Consider the following 15,215-nt stretch of genomic DNA (forward strand, 5'->3'; position numbering starts at 1 on the left):
GGAGGAAGGGAGCGGGCGGGTGCGCCCAGGGGCAGGATGACCCTCGCCCAGGCGCTGGAGCCTGATCTCGATGACCGACACCCAGACTGTCCCGGCCGCGCCGCCGACTCCGATGACTTCGATCAAGGTCCGCCTCGGCGACCTCGGCCTTGCGCCCGAAAACCTTCGTTTCAAGGAACCCGCTGACGACGGCGTGCCCCAGCTCGCCGAGACCATCCTGGCCGCCGGCGTGGTGATCCCGCCGATCGTGCGGCCCGGCCGGAAGGGCGAGCAGCGCTTCATGGCGCTGGACGGCCGCCGCCGGCGTTTCGGCCTGCTGTTGCTGGCCGAGCGCGGCGACCTCACGGACGACTATGAGGTTGACTGCCTGCTGGCCGAGACCAAGGCCCAGCAGGTGGCCGGCATCATGCTGCCGGCGACCGAGCACGCCCCGGTTCACATCGCCGACGTGATCACGGCCATTGGCAAGCTGCGCAAGACCAAGCTGGACACCGCCGCCATCGCCGCGGCCCTGGGCTATGCTGAGCTGGAGATCAAGCGGCTGGAGGCCCTGGCGGCTGTCCATCCCAACGTCCTGAAGGCCCTGCGGGCGGGTAAGCTGACCCTGAAGCAGGTCCGCCTGTTTGCGCGCATCGGCGACAAGAAGCAGCAGGCCGAGATCGCCCAGACCGCGCTCGACGGCTACTTCCAGGACTACCAGCTGAAGGGCCTGGTGACCCGCGGCCGCGTCACCGTCGACGACCCGCGCTTCACCCTCGTGGGCATGGACCGCTACGTCGCCGCCGGCGGCCGGGTCAGCTCGGACCTGTTCGCCGAACTGCCGGACGCGCTGCTGGATCCCGACGTGCTCACGACCGCCTGGCGCGAGCGCGTCCAGCCGATCGTGGTGCATCTGCAGGCCGATGGCCTGGCGGTGTATCTCGGCGACGACGGAGACTTCGGCGCGCCGGAAGGCTTCTCCCGACTGCCCTACGTCTATCGCCCGGACCTGACCGAGGCGCAGACCACGGCGCTGAACGAGGCCAACTACCGGGTCACCCAGCTGTCGTCCGACCTGCAGGACATCGATCCGGAGGCGGACGAGGCGCCCGGCGCCTTCGGACCCCTGGTCAGCGCCATGGCCGCCGTCGCCGGCGCCCCGCTCAGCCGCTGCAAGATCGGCGCGGTGATCCTGTCGCCGGCCGCCTCGGACTACGGCTTTGCGGCGAGCTTCTACGCGGTCCCGCTGCCGGCCAGCGAACTGCCGGAGGAGATCGAGGACGAGGAAGACGAGGACGAGGACGCCGAGGTCGGCGGCCGCTATGGCCGCGCCGTGGCCGACGTCGAGGTGCCGAAGGCCGATGTTGAGGTCGAGGGCTCCAGCCACGTTTTCCACGAGACCCGCACCGACGTCGCCACCCGGGGCCTGATCCGCGACCTGGCGGACGATCCCAGCGCGGCGCTGACGGTGCTGGTGGCGCAGCTGTTCAAGCAGCTGGCCCTGCACTCCTCCGGCGGCCTTGACGCCTCGGCGCTGCAGATCTCCGGGGTGCGTTACAGCCGGGGCTCCACGCCGCCGATCGCCGCCCTGGACGGCGAGGTGAAGGCCCGTCTCGACGCCAAGCGGGCGGCCTACAAAGCCTCCGGCTTGCGGCCGATCACCTGGGTCGAGACCCTGGCGCACGGGGAGAAGATGGCCCTGCTCGCGGAGCTGACCGCCATGTCCCTGAATCTGCGAGAGGCCCGCACCTCGATGATCCGCCACGGGGCCCGGGCCGAAGCCGCCGAGATCGCCACGCTTTGCGGCGCCGACATCTCCGCCCACTGGACCCCGGACGCCGCTTATCTCGCCGTCCACTCCAAGAAGCAGCTCCTGGCGCTGCTGGACGAGATGGAGGCCGAGGACGACCGGGCCAAGACGCTGAAGAAGGACGACCTGGTCGCCTTCGTCGCCGAGGCGGCGGCCGAGCGTCAGTGGGCGCCCGCGGCGCTGGCCTGGGACCGTCCGATTGAGGCGGAGGCGGACGAGGACGCCGAACCCGACTCCGAGGGGGATGAGGCCGGGCCCGAGGCTGGCGAGGGTGACGCGCCGGAGGTGTCGATCGCCGCATGACACTGCCTTGAGCCCTTGCGCACCGCGCGAGGGCTCTTGGTCTGCTGCGATCCTGCGGCCCCGAACGCCGCCCTGCTGGGTGGGCGGTAGAGGGAAAGGAAGGGGCCGGACGGGCGAGCCCGTCGGGTCTGGAGGGAGGAGCCCTCCGCGACGGGTGATCTGGATCCCCGCCCATGAACGCCCTGCTTCCCCTGTTCGCCGTCGATGTCGGCGACCACAAGGCCGCCAACCTCCTGGCCGCCGCCCGCGCCCTGACCCCCCAGCTCAATCGGTCCCGTCCGCTGGACCGCAAGCTGGTGGCCAACGTCATGACCATGGCCTTCGGCGCCTCGGACGCGGAGGGCGCCTGGCTCTGGCGCGACGCCTATGACGCCATCGAGGCGGCCCTGGTGCTGCAAATCCGCCGTCTGGCCCCCCAGGTCGGCCGCCTGGAGGACGCGCCGGCCGAAATCGTCGCCCTCTTGGCCAACCTCGCCGAGCTCAGCCTCACCCACACACGCCGGAGCGAGGAGCAGGTCGCGCTGGACCAGTTCTCCACCCCGCCCCAGCTGGGCGCTCTGGCCGTGCTCGCCGCCCAGGTCCGCCCGGGCGACCAGGTCCTGGAACCCTCGGCCGGCAGCGGCCTCATGGCCATCCTGGCCGAGGCCTGCGGCGGCGCCTTGACCCTCAACGAGCTGGCCGCCGGCCGCGCGGGCCTCCTGGAAGGTCTTTTCCCCCTCGCGGTCCGCAGCCACCAGGACGCGCGCCACCTGCGCGACACCCTGCCCGGCTCGGGCGCCTTCCACGCCGTCCTCGCCAACCCGCCCTTCCAGCACCTGGAGGCGCATCTGCACGCGGCCCTGGACTGCCTGGCCGACGGCGGCCGGTTGTCGGCGATCGTCCCGGCGCGGCTGTTCGAGGACGCCCCGGCGCTGCGCGCCCTGGCCGCCCGGGGTCCGATCCGCCTGCGACTGGCCTTCCCGGCCCGCGCCTACGCCAAGCATGGGACCTCGGTCGAGACGGGCCTGCTGGTGATCGACCGTGGCGCGCCTGGCGATGAGATCCCCTCCGTCGTCGTGGCCGATACCCTCGCCGACGCCGCCCAGGCGGCTGCGTCCATCGATGCCCGAGCGACCGCGCAACCGCGCCAGTTCCGCACCGTCTCCCAGGTCTCCGTCCTGGCGCCCCGCGCCCGCGCGCTGGCGACGCCGTCGAACCGGCTGGCTTTCCTCGCCACTTCCGCGCCCCTGGCCTACGAGGCCTGCGCCTGGTCGGGAGAGGGCCACGACGTCGGCCTCTACCAGGCCTATGCGCTGGGGCGCATCCGCTTCGCCGCCTCGCGCCCGCACCCCTCTCCGCTCGTGGAATCCGGGCCCATGGCCTCGGTGGCGCCGCCGGCGCCGACCTACCGCCCGGTCCTGCCGGTGCGCATCACCGACGACGCCCTGGTGTCGGACGCCCAGATGGAGACGGTAATCTACGCCGGCGAGGCCCACGCCCAGGTCCTGCCAGGCTCGTGGATTCTCGGCGACGCCCCGCACCAGGTGATCCTGGTCAAGGACGACCTTCCCGGCGCGGTCCAATTCCGCAAGGGCTTCTTCCTCGGCGATGGCACCGGCTGCGGCAAGGGCCGGGAAATCGCCGGCGTCATCGCCGACAACCTGGCCCAGGGCCGGTCGCGGGCGGTGTGGCTGTCGAAGAACGACGCCCTGCTGGAAGACGCCCGCCGCGACTGGAGCGCCATCGGCGGGGCCAACGGCGACATCACCCCGCAGTCGGCGTGGAAACAGGCCGACGCCATCCGGATGGACCGGGGCATCCTCTACTCGACCTACGCCACCCTGCGCCAACCGGCGCGGGGCGATCGGCGCTCGCGTCTGGACCAGATCGTCGACTGGCTGGGGGCCGAGTTCGATGGGGTAATCGTCTTCGACGAGGCCCACGCCATGGCCAATGCCGCCGGCGGCGGCAAGGGCGCGCGCGGCGCGAAGAAGGCCTCGCAGCAAGGCATGGCCGGGCTGGCGCTGCAGAACCGCCTGCCCAATGCGCGGATCCTCTACGTCTCGGCGACCGGGGCGACCACGCCGGAGAACCTGGCCTACGCCGCCCGGCTGGGCCTCTGGGGCGGGCCGGAAGCGCCCTTCCCTACCCGCGACGCCTTCATGGACGCGGTCGAGACCGGCGGGGTGGCGGTGATGGAGTTGATCGCGCGCGAGCTGAAGGCCATGGGCCTCTACATCGCCCGCTCGCTGTCGTTCGACGGCGTCGAATATGAGGCGCTGCGTCATCCGCTCACGGAGGATGACATCGCCATCTGGGATGCCTGGGCTGACGCCTACCAGCTGATCCACCAGAACCTGCGCGCCGCACTGGAGGCGGTTGGGGTGACCGAGGAGGGCAAGGCCAAGTCCGGCTTGGCTGCATCCGCCGCCCTGTCGGCGTTCGAAGGCTGCAAGCAGCGCTTCTTCGGCCACCTGCTGTCCGGCCTGAAGTCCCCCTCCCTCGTGGCCTCGATCCGGCAGGACCTCGCGGATGGTCGCTGTTCGGTCGTCCAGGTGGTCTCGACCAATGAGGCGGTGATGGAGCGCCGCTTGGCCGAGATCCCGGCCGAGGAATGGAACAACCTCACCGTCGATCTGACGCCAAAGGACCAGGTGCTCGACTACCTGATGGGCGCCTTCCCGGTCATGGCGATGGATGCCGTCGAGGACGAGGAAGGCACGGTCACCATGGTCCCGGTGGTGGTGGACGGCGTGCCCGTGGTCAGCCAGGAAGCCCTGCGGCTGCGCGACGAGCTGGTCACCCACCTGGCCTGCCTGCCGGCGGTCCCGGGCGTGCTGGACGCGATCCTCGACGCTCTCGGCACGGAGATCGTGGCCGAGATCACCGGCCGCAGCCGCCGGGTGGTCCGCCGCGACGGCCGCCGCGTGGTGGAGCGCCGCAGCGCCTCGGCCGCCAAGGCCGAGACCGACGCCTTCATGGCCGGCAAGAAGCGGGTGCTGGTGTTCTCCGACGCCGGCGGCACGGGCCGCAGCTACCACGCCGACCTCGGCGTCGCGAACCAGCAGCGCCGCGTCCACTACCTGGTCGAACCCGGCTGGCGGGCCGACGCGGCGATCCAGGGGCTGGGCCGCTCGCACCGGACCAACCAGGCCGTGGCGCCCCTTTTCCGGCCGGTGACCACGGACATCCACGGCGAAAAGCGGTTCACCTCGACCATCGCCCGGCGCCTGGACAGCCTCGGCGCCCTGACCCGGGGCGAACGGCGGACTGCCGGCAATGGCCTCTTCCGCGCCGAGGACAACCTGGAAAGCCCTTGGGCGCACCGGGCGCTGCAGGCCTTCTACATCGGCCTGCACTTCGGCAACGTCGAGGCGATGGACCGCGAGACTTTTGAGGCCAAGACCGGCCTGCGGCTGCTTGACCATGAGGGCAACCTCAGGAAGTCCGACGACATGCCGCCGATGAACACCTTCCTGAACAGGCTCCTGGCGCTGCGGATCGCCGACCAGAACAGCCTGTTCGCCGCCTTTGACGCGATCCTCACCTCGATCCTCGAACGCGCCCAGGCGTCCGGTGCCCTGGATCGGGGCATGGAGGACATCGTGGCCGACGACGTGGTGATCTCGGACGAGGAGGTGATCCGCACCGACGCCGTCACCGGCGCGGAGACCCGGCTCACCCGCTTCCAGGTCCGCACGGTGCGCCAGCTGACCTCCACCGAGGACGCCCTGGCGGGCCTTGACCGGGACGCGGTGATCTTCGCCGTCAACAGCAAGTCCGGCCGCGCCGCCCTCGTGGTCCAGGGCCTGACCACGACCAACGATGACGACCGGCTGATCCCCGCCGTGCGCCTGATCCGTCCGGAGAAGCGCTCGATCGCCTCGCTGAAGGGGTTCGAGGAATCGGCGTGGGAGGACGCCGGCGAGGCGGCCTGGCGCGCAGCGTGGGACGCCGAGATCGCCCAGGCGGACCCGTGGGTGGCCCGCGACCTGGTGCTGGTGTCGGGGCTGCTCCTGCCGATCTGGTCCAGCCTCCCGGACAAGGCGACCTCGGTCCGCCGCCTGAAGGCGCCGGACGGCCGGCGCTGGCTGGGCCGGGTGCTCGATCCCGGCCAGGTGCCGCAGCTGAAGGTCGCGCTGGGGCTGACCGATACCGCCAGCGCCTTCGCCGACGGCGCCGCGACCGCCCCGCTCGTCCTCGAGGAGGGCGCCGCCCTCTCGCTGGCGGGCGGCCTGTGGCTGCGGCGGGCCAAGGTGATGGATCGCTACCGGATCGAGGTGGTCGGGGCGGCCACTCAGCGCTCGGCGTTCACGACGCTGGGCTGCTTCGTCGAGATCATCTCCTACACCCCGCGGGTGTTCGTGCCGGTCGACCAGCCCGAGGTGCTGACCGCGGTCCTGGCCAAGTGGCCGGTGCAGACAGTGCTGCAAGCGGCCGCGTAAACCGGGTCACGACCTGCCCTGAAACGAAGCGCCCCGCCCGGTCCGCCGGGCGGGGCTTTCTCGTCAGGCGGGGTCCGCGAGGGTGGGCTCGGGGCGGTCCAGCGCCGTCAAGGTTTGGCCGGGTGCGGTCACGACGACCTTTGAGAAGAAACGCTCGACGCCGTCCTTGTCTGTGTAGCGGTCGTGGCGGATCTCGCCCTGGACGAAGACCCTGGCCCCGGTCGGCAGGCCCTTGGTGGCCAGCCAGTTCACCGTCGCCGGTGTCCAGATCTCCACCTGGTGCCAGGTGGGGTAGTCCTTCCGCTCGCCCTTCGCCTTGCTGTAGCGGCTGGTGCAGACCCGCAGCGTGGCGACTTGTTTGCCCGAGGTCGTTGTGCGGATTTCCGGCTCGGCGCCCGTGTAGCCGATGAGTTGAGCTTGGTTCAGCATCGTCGTTCTCCATCTTCCGCCCAGAGGGGCCCGGGCGGCCCGCGGTCCCTGCCGCGATCACGCCACCGTCCAGGCTGGGGTCCAGCGACGGGGGGATGCCCGGCCGGGCTGGAGACCGGTCTGCAGCGCTCGCCGCGAAGACCGGAGGGTCCGGACCGGCCGCCTCGCTGGCGAGGTCGGCTTCCGCCCTGAGCGGCCCGGCCTAGGGTTGCGGGATTGATCGCGGGGGACCCGTCCGCCGCCCGCCCCCTTCACGGAAGACCTGACGACGCTGCGCCAAGGCCGCGCCCTCGGCGTGGGCGCCGGCTTTCAGACGCCCATGAAAACCTGGCCGCCCCGCCACGGTGCGAGCCGGCCGCCACATCGAAAGGGAGAGGAAGGGGGGCGCCGGGCGAGCCGGCCGGGGAATGGTCCTGGGCCGGCGCTGGACCTGGCCATGCTGTGCCCCTTCCCGCCGACCGTCGGTTCCTCTTCGCCCTGGGGACCTATCCAACACCTGACCCCCTTGGGCCCGGACGCCGTCGCCGTCTCGACCGCGTCGCATGGCGGCATCCGCGTCTCGCTGACCGCGCTGGCCCGGATCCCCGAGCCGCTCCACGCGACCGCCTACAGCGGCGCCGGCTGGTTCGAGGAGGATTGCGACTGGGCGATCCCCTACCTGGCCCTCGGTCTCGACGCCTTCGAGCCCGACGCGGCGCGCGCCGCCGAGGTGTGGGCCGCCGCCGTCCACACGGTCCGGCGCTACCATCCACAGCACGCGGCGGCGCTCGGTGCGGACGGCGACGCGGAAGGACGTCCCCATGGCTGAGCAGCGAGATCTGTTCGCGCCCGGCGTGGCGGAGGGCGCGCCGATCGGCGTCTTTTCGGGGGGCGACGGGCGCGAGGACCTACAGGTGCGGTTCGCGGCCTTTGGCTTCGCCAGCCTGGACGAGGGCGACACCCTGGCGCTGGTCCTTGAGGGGTGCCTACCGCCGGGCGCGGACACCGTGGCCGCCGCGGACGCGCTGATGGCGCGGTTCGGCGGCATCGGCCGGGTGCTCGGGGCCACCGAGGGCGATCTGGCTCGCGTGATCGGCGGCAAAGCGGCTCGCCAGTTGGCGCTGCTCCACGCGCTCCTTCTCCGGGCCTTGGAATACCCCCTGTGCCGGCGCCCGGTGCTGACCTCGAGCGAGGCGGTCCGGACCTACCTGCGCGCGCGGCTCGCCGCCTTGCCCCGCGAGGTCTTCCACGTCCTGTTCCTCGACAAGAAGAACCAGCTGATCGCCGACGAGCGGATGGCGGAGGGCACCGTCGACCACGCGCCGGTCTATCCGCGCGAGGTCGTGCGCCGGGCGCTGGAGCTGTCGGCCAGCGCGGTCGTGCTCGCCCACAACCACCCCTCCGGCGACCCCGCGCCGTCGCGCGCCGACATCGACATGACCCAGCAGGTGGTGGCGGCCGCGCGGGCCCTGCAGATCGCCGTCCACGACCATTTGGTGGTGGCGGGCGACCAGGTAGCGAGCTTGCGGGCCTTGGGCCTGATGTAGGCAACCTGCCCTAGCCATGCTGTTCGCCAACGCAGACCGCGCGCGTGTGGCTCGGGGCCATCATCGGGTGGTCCTTTGGCAGGACTAGTCAGCCGGTCGAGACCCGTCGCGCGCGAGCCGTTCAGCCCTGAGCCGGGCGAACTCGGCTTTTGCGACCGCGATTTTTTGAGCGAATTCTCCGGATTCGAACTGAGCTGCGAAATTCTGAATCGCCGCCAGCGGTGTGTCGAATGGGCCTACGGCTGCCATTCGCGAGTCCTCCCAATACCAGCCCTTCGGACCCATTTCTCTGAGGTCGCGCTTGGTGGTGGACCTGACTATCTCGATGTCGAAATCGGGACCGCTAAGGGACATGCTCACGCCTTGTCCCCGTTCTCAGCCGCCAACCGGGCTTGCCGGAACCTCTCAAATTTGTCCTCGGCGGCATTGATGCGTTCGGCCATCTCGCCGGACTCGAACTGCATCACCATGTTCAACAACGCGCCCATTGATGTGGCGAATGGGCCAACAGGCGGGATGCGGGTATCGGACCAGAACCAGCCACGCCCTCCGTATTCAGCCTCACGTCGTTTTCCGACTATCTTGTAAATGGTGATGTCAATCTCACCGATTTCGAGCCGCATGGTTCTTACCACCTCCCGTTCTACGAAAGGCTAAACCGGCGGAACGAATATATTGACTCTATATTCGAATATATTTGGAATATATCGACTCTATATTCTTGACTTAGAAAAAATCAGCGGCGGGCGGCTTGCCGCCATGACGCATGGATGGCGCCGGCGGCGTCCCGCGCCGAAATCAACATGCCCCAGCAGACCCTCTGGCTGTTGTAGGCGGCTGGGGTCTTGGGAGGAGGAGGAAGGGCCGGTCCGGGTGCGCTCGATGGGAGCGCATCTGGAGGAATTCCGATGTCTGAATCCGGCTGGTCCGAGACCCGCGTCACCACCCTCTCCCAGCTCTGGCAGGACGGCCTGTCGGCGTCGCAGATCGCCAAGCAGCTGGGCGGGGTCACCCGCAACGCCGTCATCGGCAAGGTCCATCGCCTGGGGCTGAGCGGCCGGGCGGCGGCCTCCGCGCCGTGCCGCGCGCCGAGAACCGCGACCCCTCGGCCCAAGCGGACGCGCCGGGTGGCCATGGCGGCCCCTACGGTTCGCAAGCCGCCCGTCCGGACGCCCGCCCAGGATTACGCGCCGGCGCCAGAGGGCCCGGGGCTGATCGGGGACATGGCACTGCTGGGCGCCCACGTCTGCAAGTGGCCGATCGGCGATCCCAAGAGTCCCGATTTCAGCTTCTGCGGCCGCCAGGCCGATGGCCGCTATTGCGCCGCGCACGAACAGACGGGCGTGCGACCCGGGACGGCTTGGCGCGCCGATCGCGATCCGATCGTCAGGCGGGCCCTGGCCGGCTTGCTTTGATCCTCCGGGCACGGAGCAAGGCCATGACGCCCTCTCCTCTCCTGCGCTACGCGCGGTCGGACGCCGAGGTCCCGACCCCGGCGCAGCGCTCCAACGACGGCGCGATGATGGTCGCGCCGTTCGGCGATCTCGCCGCCTGGCTGGCCGAAATCGACCGGCAGGCCGGCCTCATGCGGCCCAGCCGACGTCTTTACGAGCGGTTTGACCGGACCGCCCAGTCGCTCACGCCTGGACGCATCCGCCTGTGCGACGACGGCGTGTCGGTCGCCGAACTGGTCGTTCGGCTGCGGGCGGCGCGCCACCCGAGCGGCCACGACCTCCACGGCTTGGACCGTGTCTGGTCGCGAGCTGACCTTGGGGTGCTGATCACCGAGGCGGTCAACCGGCAGCGGCAGCTGGCGATGGGCCGGGTTGTCGCCAGGCCCAAAGGGCCCCGGCTGGATCCTCGCCGGCTCCCCGACGCGCGGCTGGAGCACCTGATCCAACATCACCGTGACCTCGGTCTTGTCGAGGCGCTGCGCGCCGAGCGGCGACGGCGTGACTTGACGGGAGGCAGCCATCTTCGACGCCATCCTATCTGATCGGCCAGAGCTGCGGCTGCACGGGTTCGGCTGCAAACGGACGTCGCTGCTTGAGCCGGGGATCCCCTCCCGGCTGGCCACGGCCGACAGCATGGCCTGGTCCTATGCGGCCCGGTTCGAAGGTCGCGATCAGAATGCCTGGGACGAGGCGGGGCGCTTCGCCCTGGCCGTGGGCGGCTGCCCGGAAGCGGTCGACTTTCTGGCCGCGCGCGCCGGGTGGCGTTGAGCGGTCGAGCGCGAGGGGGGACGCCCCGGCGGGGTCTCGGGACGGCCCTTTGGCTCCAGTGACCTCGCCACCATCCGTCGTCCCCCACAAGGGACGCTGCGCTCAAAGCCCTTGTGGGGGCCGCCGCCTGTCGGCGCGGGGCGGTCACGAGCCGACGGGCTCGACCCTCCAACCCCCACTCAAGGGATCACCCCATGCCATTCTCGCCTCTTCCTCCCACCTCAGAGCGTCTGACGCACTACGAAGCCCAGACTCTCCTTCTCGAAGACGCCCGCACCCATCCGCCCGAAGACGCCCTCCTCCAGCTCGGCCATGGCCTGATGAACGAAGTGCTCGACCTCGTCAGCGATTCCGCCCTGGAAGACTTCCAGACCCTGATCGGCGAGGCTCTGATCGGCGCCTTCCACTCCGCGGCCCAGCGCATCGAGCGCGACGCCGACAAAGCCCGCGACACCCTGAATGGGCTGATCCGGGACTTCGATGGCTCCGAGATCCTCGATGTCGAGATCCAGGAAGCGACCCTGAAAGCCCGCACCGCGGACGTGGCGACCCTCGCCCTGGAGATCATCCGCGACGCCGCCGCCGCCAGCTACACGACCTCGACGGGTGACGTCTGGAGCCCCTGGAAGGGCTCGGTGAAGGCGTCCCGCACCACAGCGGCACAGATCGAAGCGCGCGACGCGATCCGGGCGAGCAAGGCCCGCAAGCATAGCGCAGCGTTCCCGGGCGCGACGATCGTGGCGTTCCGGGCGGCCCCTCAGGCCGACACGGCGGACGACGCTGGGCGGATATTCGACGCCTTGAACTGGGCGCTGGCCGAATGGCCGGACATGGCGCTGGCGACCTCCGGCGCCAAGGGCGGCGAGAAGCTGGCCATCAAGTGGGCTAAGCAGAAGGGCGTGACCCTGGTCCTGGCCAAGGCCGATTTCGACCGCAACGGTCGGGCGGCGCCGTTCCGGGCCAATGACGAGATGCTGGAACTGGATCCGGTCTGCGTCCTGACCCTGGCCAACTCGATCAATCCGAGCCGGGGCGGCGGCTTGCAGCCTTTTGGACCGGCCTTGAACCTGGCCCAGAAGGCGGCGGAGAAGGGTATCCGGCACCATCCTGTGAAGGCCCGGGCCTGAGGGCCCGATGCGGCGGCCGCGAGGCCGCCGCTACTCCCGTTTTTGCTGATCTTGGAGGGGCCGCGAGGGGAAGCCGGCTGGGATCGACGAGGTGGAGCCCCTCTCCTTCCCTTTCAGACCGAGCAGGCTGGCCGCGATCTCTAGGTGAACCTGGTCCGGGTCCGGCCGGGTCCAAGGCGACCTCGCACGCGAGGCGGGGTCGGCGGAGCCTCCGGTCTTCCTCCGCTTCGCTCCGTGCAGACCGGTGTCCACCGGCCCCGGCCCTGGGCCCGTCCGTCTCCCCGGCCCCGCCGGTCGCACGATCGCGGGATGAGCCCGCTGGTCGAAGCGAGGACGAAGACGATGGCGAACATGGCGATGGCGCAGGCGGTTCTGGAACACGCGCACCAATTCTACGATGTCGGCAGCTGGTACGTGGTGGCGGAGTGCTGGGACGTCTTCTCGGTGCTCGAAGAGCTGGACCAGCAGGAAGAGCGGACCAACACCCGGTTCGAGCTCGACGACGGGGCGATCTCGCATTTCGCGCAGATCATCGCGATAGATCCCACCCTCCACTGAGGCGCTAGGGCGCGGGGCCCCTACCCCGCGCCCCGGCTTTCGGCGTGAACAGGCGCTGAACGGAATCGCAGAGCTTGGGGCCGGCCGCTCAGGCGCCCCTATGTCTTGGGGTTGGTGATTCGTTCCGCCGCCGGCCCTATCCGGGCCGCCACGGAAGCGAATCAGCGGCGGGCGCGGCGCGGGTGACGGCCGCCCAGCTGCCGCGAAGCCCCGTCCGTGAAACCGGGCGGCGGGAGCGGTGTCGATCCTCCAGGTGCGGTGCCGGCCAACGAAGGGGTCAGCGGGGCCCGGCGGCGCTCGAGCCCTTCGAGCAAAGCGGGTCGCCGGCGTCGGAAGTGGTGCTGTGGTGGGATTGCGCCCGGGGGGAACAACCAGGCGCTGGGCGGCGGCGGGGCGAGCGGGATGTGGCAAGGACCAGGCGGCCGTCGTCGGGCTCGTGGCGGCTCTCGGGCCCGGGTGTCGAGCGGCGGCGAACGCGGTGGCGATCCCTGGCCTGCTCAGGGTGGCGGTGCGTGCGGCTGGCTGCCGTGAGGGTCGGTCTGCAGCAGCATCCACTTCCATCCTCCAGCGGGGGCGGCGTGGCGGCAGACGGTCCCGCGCGATCAATCACGCAAACCTAGGCCGGGTCGCTCGGGGTTGAAGCCGACCTCGCCAGCGAGGCGGCGGGCCCGGACCCTCCGGCCTTCCTTCGCTGCGCTGCGTGCAGGCCGGTTTCCAGGCCCGTCGGGCTTCATCCCCTCCCTTGTCCCCGTCCTTCGAGGTCGCGTGATCGCGGCTGGGACCGCGAGCCGCCCGGGCTCCTCCGGGCGGAAGACGGAGAAAGACGATGCTGAACCAAGTCCAACTGATCGGTTTCACGGGCGCCGAAGCCGAAGTGCGCACCACCCAAGGCGGCAAGAAGGTCGCCATCCTGCGGATCGCCACCAGCCGCTACACCAAGAAGGGCAACGAGAAGAAGGATTACACGACCTGGCATACGGTCGAGATCTGGAACCAGGCCACGGTCAACTGGCTCGCCTCCAAGCCGCTCCCCAAGGGCGCGAAGGTGTTCGTCCAGGGCGAAATCCGCCACGACCAGTATACCGACAAAGATGGCGTCGAGCGCTACTTCTCGAAGGTGGTGATCGCCGCGCCGGGCCACGAGTTGAAGTCCCTCGACCGGCCCGACTCCAACCCCGCCGAGGAGAGCTGACCGCCCTGCCCCGCCCGGTTCGCCGGGCGGGGCTTCGCCTTCGCCGACAAGGGCACCAGCGGCCGCTTCGGCCGCTGGCTTTCTGTCTGCCTTGTTCATTTGATTTTGAAAAACGCCCGCTGCGCCCAGGAGCGGGATTTCTAGATTCCAAGGATTCTAATTCAGGGAGGCAGAAGCGGAGAAGAAACAACCGGTTACACCGATATTCCTGACCGCTCGGGGGCGTCTTCCTGACCCGATGGGGGATCGATCCTGACCGTGTGGGGGCTTTGACCTGACCCGGCGGGGTCATCCTGACCGCTTGGGGGAGGCGCCCCCCAGGCCTGTTGTATCCTGACTTGCGAATTGATTCGAGGTCAGGAATGCTGGCCTAGATTTGGAGCAAGGAGTCGCCGGCTGGTCGACGCGGCGCACGTTGCGGATCTTGAGGACGGCGCTGAGGAGACGCCGGGCCGCGCCATGCGCGTGGCCCACGCCCTGCAGGCGCGTGATGGCGACGAGTTTGCCAAGCCCGGCAACCTGGTCGAGGTCCGCTTCGTCAAGGGCCAGTCGCTCAGCCTGACGGCGGCGCGCCTGTTGGCCCTGATGATCCTGACCGCAGGCGGCGACGCCTGGGAGCCGGTGGCGCACCGGATGCGCAAGGCCGACATCCGGCGCGGCCACAAGGGCAACGAGCGGATCTCCGACATGCTGGAGGAGCTGCACCGCACCCTTTTCGCCGCCGACGACCTGTCGTGGCGTGGGCGCAAAGCCACCAAGCGCTTCTCATTGATCCAGTCGTCGCGCGAGGAAGTCGACGAGGAGGGCTCGGAAGCCGGCTGGATCGAATGGGAGTTCACGCCCGACGCCCGCCGGCTGATCCGCGAGTCCGAGACCTACGCGGTGCTGAACCGCCAGGCTGTGCTCGGCTTCCGTTCCAGCTATGCGCTGCGGCTCTACGAGATGGGCGCGCTTCGGCTTTACCGACGCCAGTCCGTCTGGCGCGGCGACATGACCGCCGTCCGCGCGGCGTTCGGGATCGCGCCAGAGCTCTACAAGGACTTCGCCCAGCTCCGCCGCAAGGTGCTCGAGAAGGCCAAGACCGAGATCGATCACCTGGCCCACTTCACCGTCGACTGGCGCGAGATCCGTCGCGGTCGCACGATCGTCGAGATCGAATTCACCTTCCATCCCAAGAGCGCCCCCGCCCAGCTCGTGGCGGCCGGCGACGATAGCGGCGATGGCGTCAGGACCCTCGCGGTCCGCGAGAGCGCCACGAAGCCGGTGGCGGCGACCCCTGCCCTCCCCGCTCCGGCCCAACGGTCCGCCGCCCGCCCTAAGGCGAACGACACCGCCCTGCGGTTTCCGTCCGGGACCCTGCAGTACGGCGCCGAGCCTTTCGGCGAGATCGCGCGCGTCCATGGCGGCGGCTGGGCCCGCGATCTGATCGCCGACGCTTACCGCGAGCAGATGGATGCGCGCCTGGCCAACCTCACGGGCGCCAAGCTGGTGAAGTCCTGGACCGGCTTCTGCCAGGCCTTCGCGGCCCGGCGCGGCCGGCCTTAAAAGGTGGAATTGCACTGGTGCAATTTCGGGTCTTCGGATCGTGTGCTGCGCTCAGGCGATGGGCGCCTTGAGAAGTGGAGAGGGGAGGGACCTGCGCTAG

General features: G+C 70.1%; 14 protein-coding genes. 11 read left to right on the top strand and 3 right to left on the bottom strand.

Going from position 1 to position 15,215, the window contains the following annotated elements:
- Positions 1–70: 70 nt before the first annotated feature.
- Together KCG34_RS25635 and KCG34_RS25640 are read left to right on the top strand one after the other, a co-directional pair.
- Positions 71–2,092, top strand: coding sequence for a ParB/RepB/Spo0J family partition protein (locus tag KCG34_RS25635; RefSeq protein WP_211940988.1), 2,022 nt, complete (start codon positions 71–73; stop codon positions 2,090–2,092).
- A 173-nt stretch (positions 2,093–2,265) separates the two neighbouring features.
- A complete protein-coding gene (locus KCG34_RS25640) occupies positions 2,266–6,516 on the top strand; it encodes a bifunctional class I SAM-dependent methyltransferase/DEAD/DEAH box helicase (protein WP_211940989.1) in 4,251 nt (1,416 codons plus the stop codon).
- A gap of 63 nt (positions 6,517–6,579) precedes the next feature.
- Here the strand turns inward: KCG34_RS25640 and KCG34_RS25645 are convergent, their stop codons facing one another.
- Positions 6,580–6,945, bottom strand: coding sequence for a single-stranded DNA-binding protein (locus tag KCG34_RS25645; protein ID WP_211940990.1), 366 nt, complete (start codon positions 6,943–6,945; stop codon positions 6,580–6,582).
- Positions 6,946–7,381: 436 nt separating this feature from the next.
- Between KCG34_RS25645 and KCG34_RS25650 the strand changes: the two genes are divergently transcribed.
- Positions 7,382–7,753: a DUF7007 domain-containing protein gene (locus KCG34_RS25650; RefSeq protein WP_211940991.1), complete on the top strand. Its 372-nt coding sequence runs from the start codon at positions 7,382–7,384 to the stop codon at positions 7,751–7,753.
- On the top strand, positions 7,746–8,471 hold the full coding sequence (radC, locus tag KCG34_RS25655; RefSeq protein ID WP_211940992.1) for a RadC family protein: 726 nt from the start codon (positions 7,746–7,748) through the stop codon (positions 8,469–8,471). The genes KCG34_RS25650 and radC overlap by 8 nt, the downstream gene beginning before the upstream one ends.
- An 84-nt stretch (positions 8,472–8,555) precedes the next feature.
- Here radC and KCG34_RS25660 read toward each other — a convergent pair whose 3' ends face one another.
- A complete protein-coding gene (locus KCG34_RS25660) occupies positions 8,556–8,831 on the bottom strand; it encodes a hypothetical protein (RefSeq protein ID WP_211940993.1) in 276 nt (91 codons plus the stop codon).
- The gene (locus tag KCG34_RS25665; RefSeq protein ID WP_211940994.1) at positions 8,828–9,094 is read right to left on the bottom strand and encodes a hypothetical protein; all 267 of its coding nucleotides are present in this window, start codon (positions 9,092–9,094) and stop codon (positions 8,828–8,830) included. Before KCG34_RS25665 ends, KCG34_RS25660 begins: the two co-directional genes overlap by 4 nt.
- A 285-nt stretch (positions 9,095–9,379) precedes the next feature.
- Here KCG34_RS25665 and KCG34_RS25670 point away from each other — a divergent pair, with 285 nt between their 5' ends.
- From KCG34_RS25670 to KCG34_RS25695, 7 genes are all read left to right on the top strand, one after another.
- On the top strand, positions 9,380–9,886 hold the full coding sequence (locus KCG34_RS25670) for a GcrA family cell cycle regulator (RefSeq protein ID WP_211940995.1): 507 nt from the start codon (positions 9,380–9,382) through the stop codon (positions 9,884–9,886).
- A 23-nt stretch (positions 9,887–9,909) separates the two neighbouring features.
- The gene (locus KCG34_RS25675; protein ID WP_211940996.1) at positions 9,910–10,467 is read left to right on the top strand and encodes a hypothetical protein; all 558 of its coding nucleotides are present in this window, start codon (positions 9,910–9,912) and stop codon (positions 10,465–10,467) included.
- Between the two features lie 91 nt (positions 10,468–10,558).
- Positions 10,559–10,693 carry a hypothetical protein gene (locus KCG34_RS26035; RefSeq protein WP_256440809.1) on the top strand — a complete coding sequence of 45 codons (135 nt, stop codon included), beginning with the start codon at positions 10,559–10,561 and terminating at the stop codon, positions 10,691–10,693.
- A 194-nt stretch (positions 10,694–10,887) separates the two neighbouring features.
- The gene (locus tag KCG34_RS25680; RefSeq protein ID WP_211940997.1) at positions 10,888–11,820 is read left to right on the top strand and encodes a DUF2493 domain-containing protein; all 933 of its coding nucleotides are present in this window, start codon (positions 10,888–10,890) and stop codon (positions 11,818–11,820) included.
- A gap of 309 nt (positions 11,821–12,129) precedes the next feature.
- Positions 12,130–12,378: a hypothetical protein gene (locus KCG34_RS25685; RefSeq protein WP_249138397.1), complete on the top strand. Its 249-nt coding sequence runs from the start codon at positions 12,130–12,132 to the stop codon at positions 12,376–12,378.
- An 826-nt stretch (positions 12,379–13,204) separates the two neighbouring features.
- Positions 13,205–13,570, top strand: a complete 366-nt coding sequence (locus KCG34_RS25690) for a single-stranded DNA-binding protein (RefSeq protein WP_211940998.1) — start codon at positions 13,205–13,207, stop codon at positions 13,568–13,570.
- 459 nt (positions 13,571–14,029) lie between these two features.
- Positions 14,030–15,115 (top strand): replication initiation protein, encoded by a 1,086-nt coding sequence (locus tag KCG34_RS25695; RefSeq protein WP_211940999.1) that lies wholly within the window; start codon positions 14,030–14,032, stop codon positions 15,113–15,115.
- Positions 15,116–15,215: the final 100 nt, after the last annotated feature.

Origin of the sequence: Phenylobacterium montanum (assembly GCF_018135625.1) — a bacterium.
Classification (GTDB): domain Bacteria; phylum Pseudomonadota; class Alphaproteobacteria; order Caulobacterales; family Caulobacteraceae; genus Poindextera; species Poindextera montana.

What these genes read in the sequence shown, in the direction of transcription:
- KCG34_RS25665 (WP_211940994.1), bottom strand. Translation starts at nt 9,094, where the DNA reads ATGCGGCTCGAAATCGGTGAGATTGACATCACCATTTACAAGATAGTC.
- KCG34_RS25675 (WP_211940996.1), top strand. Translation starts at nt 9,910, where the DNA reads ATGACGCCCTCTCCTCTCCTGCGCTACGCGCGGTCGGACGCCGAGGTC.
- KCG34_RS25640 (WP_211940989.1), top strand. Translation starts at nt 2,266, where the DNA reads ATGAACGCCCTGCTTCCCCTGTTCGCCGTCGATGTCGGCGACCACAAG.
- KCG34_RS25680 (WP_211940997.1), top strand. Translation starts at nt 10,888, where the DNA reads ATGCCATTCTCGCCTCTTCCTCCCACCTCAGAGCGTCTGACGCACTAC.
- KCG34_RS25685 (WP_249138397.1), top strand. Translation starts at nt 12,130, where the DNA reads ATGAGCCCGCTGGTCGAAGCGAGGACGAAGACGATGGCGAACATGGCG.
- KCG34_RS26035 (WP_256440809.1), top strand. Translation starts at nt 10,559, where the DNA reads ATGGCCTGGTCCTATGCGGCCCGGTTCGAAGGTCGCGATCAGAATGCC.
- radC (WP_211940992.1), top strand. Translation starts at nt 7,746, where the DNA reads ATGGCTGAGCAGCGAGATCTGTTCGCGCCCGGCGTGGCGGAGGGCGCG.
- KCG34_RS25670 (WP_211940995.1), top strand. Translation starts at nt 9,380, where the DNA reads ATGTCTGAATCCGGCTGGTCCGAGACCCGCGTCACCACCCTCTCCCAG.
- KCG34_RS25645 (WP_211940990.1), bottom strand. Translation starts at nt 6,945, where the DNA reads ATGCTGAACCAAGCTCAACTCATCGGCTACACGGGCGCCGAGCCGGAA.
- KCG34_RS25690 (WP_211940998.1), top strand. Translation starts at nt 13,205, where the DNA reads ATGCTGAACCAAGTCCAACTGATCGGTTTCACGGGCGCCGAAGCCGAA.
- KCG34_RS25635 (WP_211940988.1), top strand. Translation starts at nt 71, where the DNA reads ATGACCGACACCCAGACTGTCCCGGCCGCGCCGCCGACTCCGATGACT.
- KCG34_RS25695 (WP_211940999.1), top strand. Translation starts at nt 14,030, where the DNA reads ATGCGCGTGGCCCACGCCCTGCAGGCGCGTGATGGCGACGAGTTTGCC.
- KCG34_RS25650 (WP_211940991.1), top strand. Translation starts at nt 7,382, where the DNA reads ATGCTGTGCCCCTTCCCGCCGACCGTCGGTTCCTCTTCGCCCTGGGGA.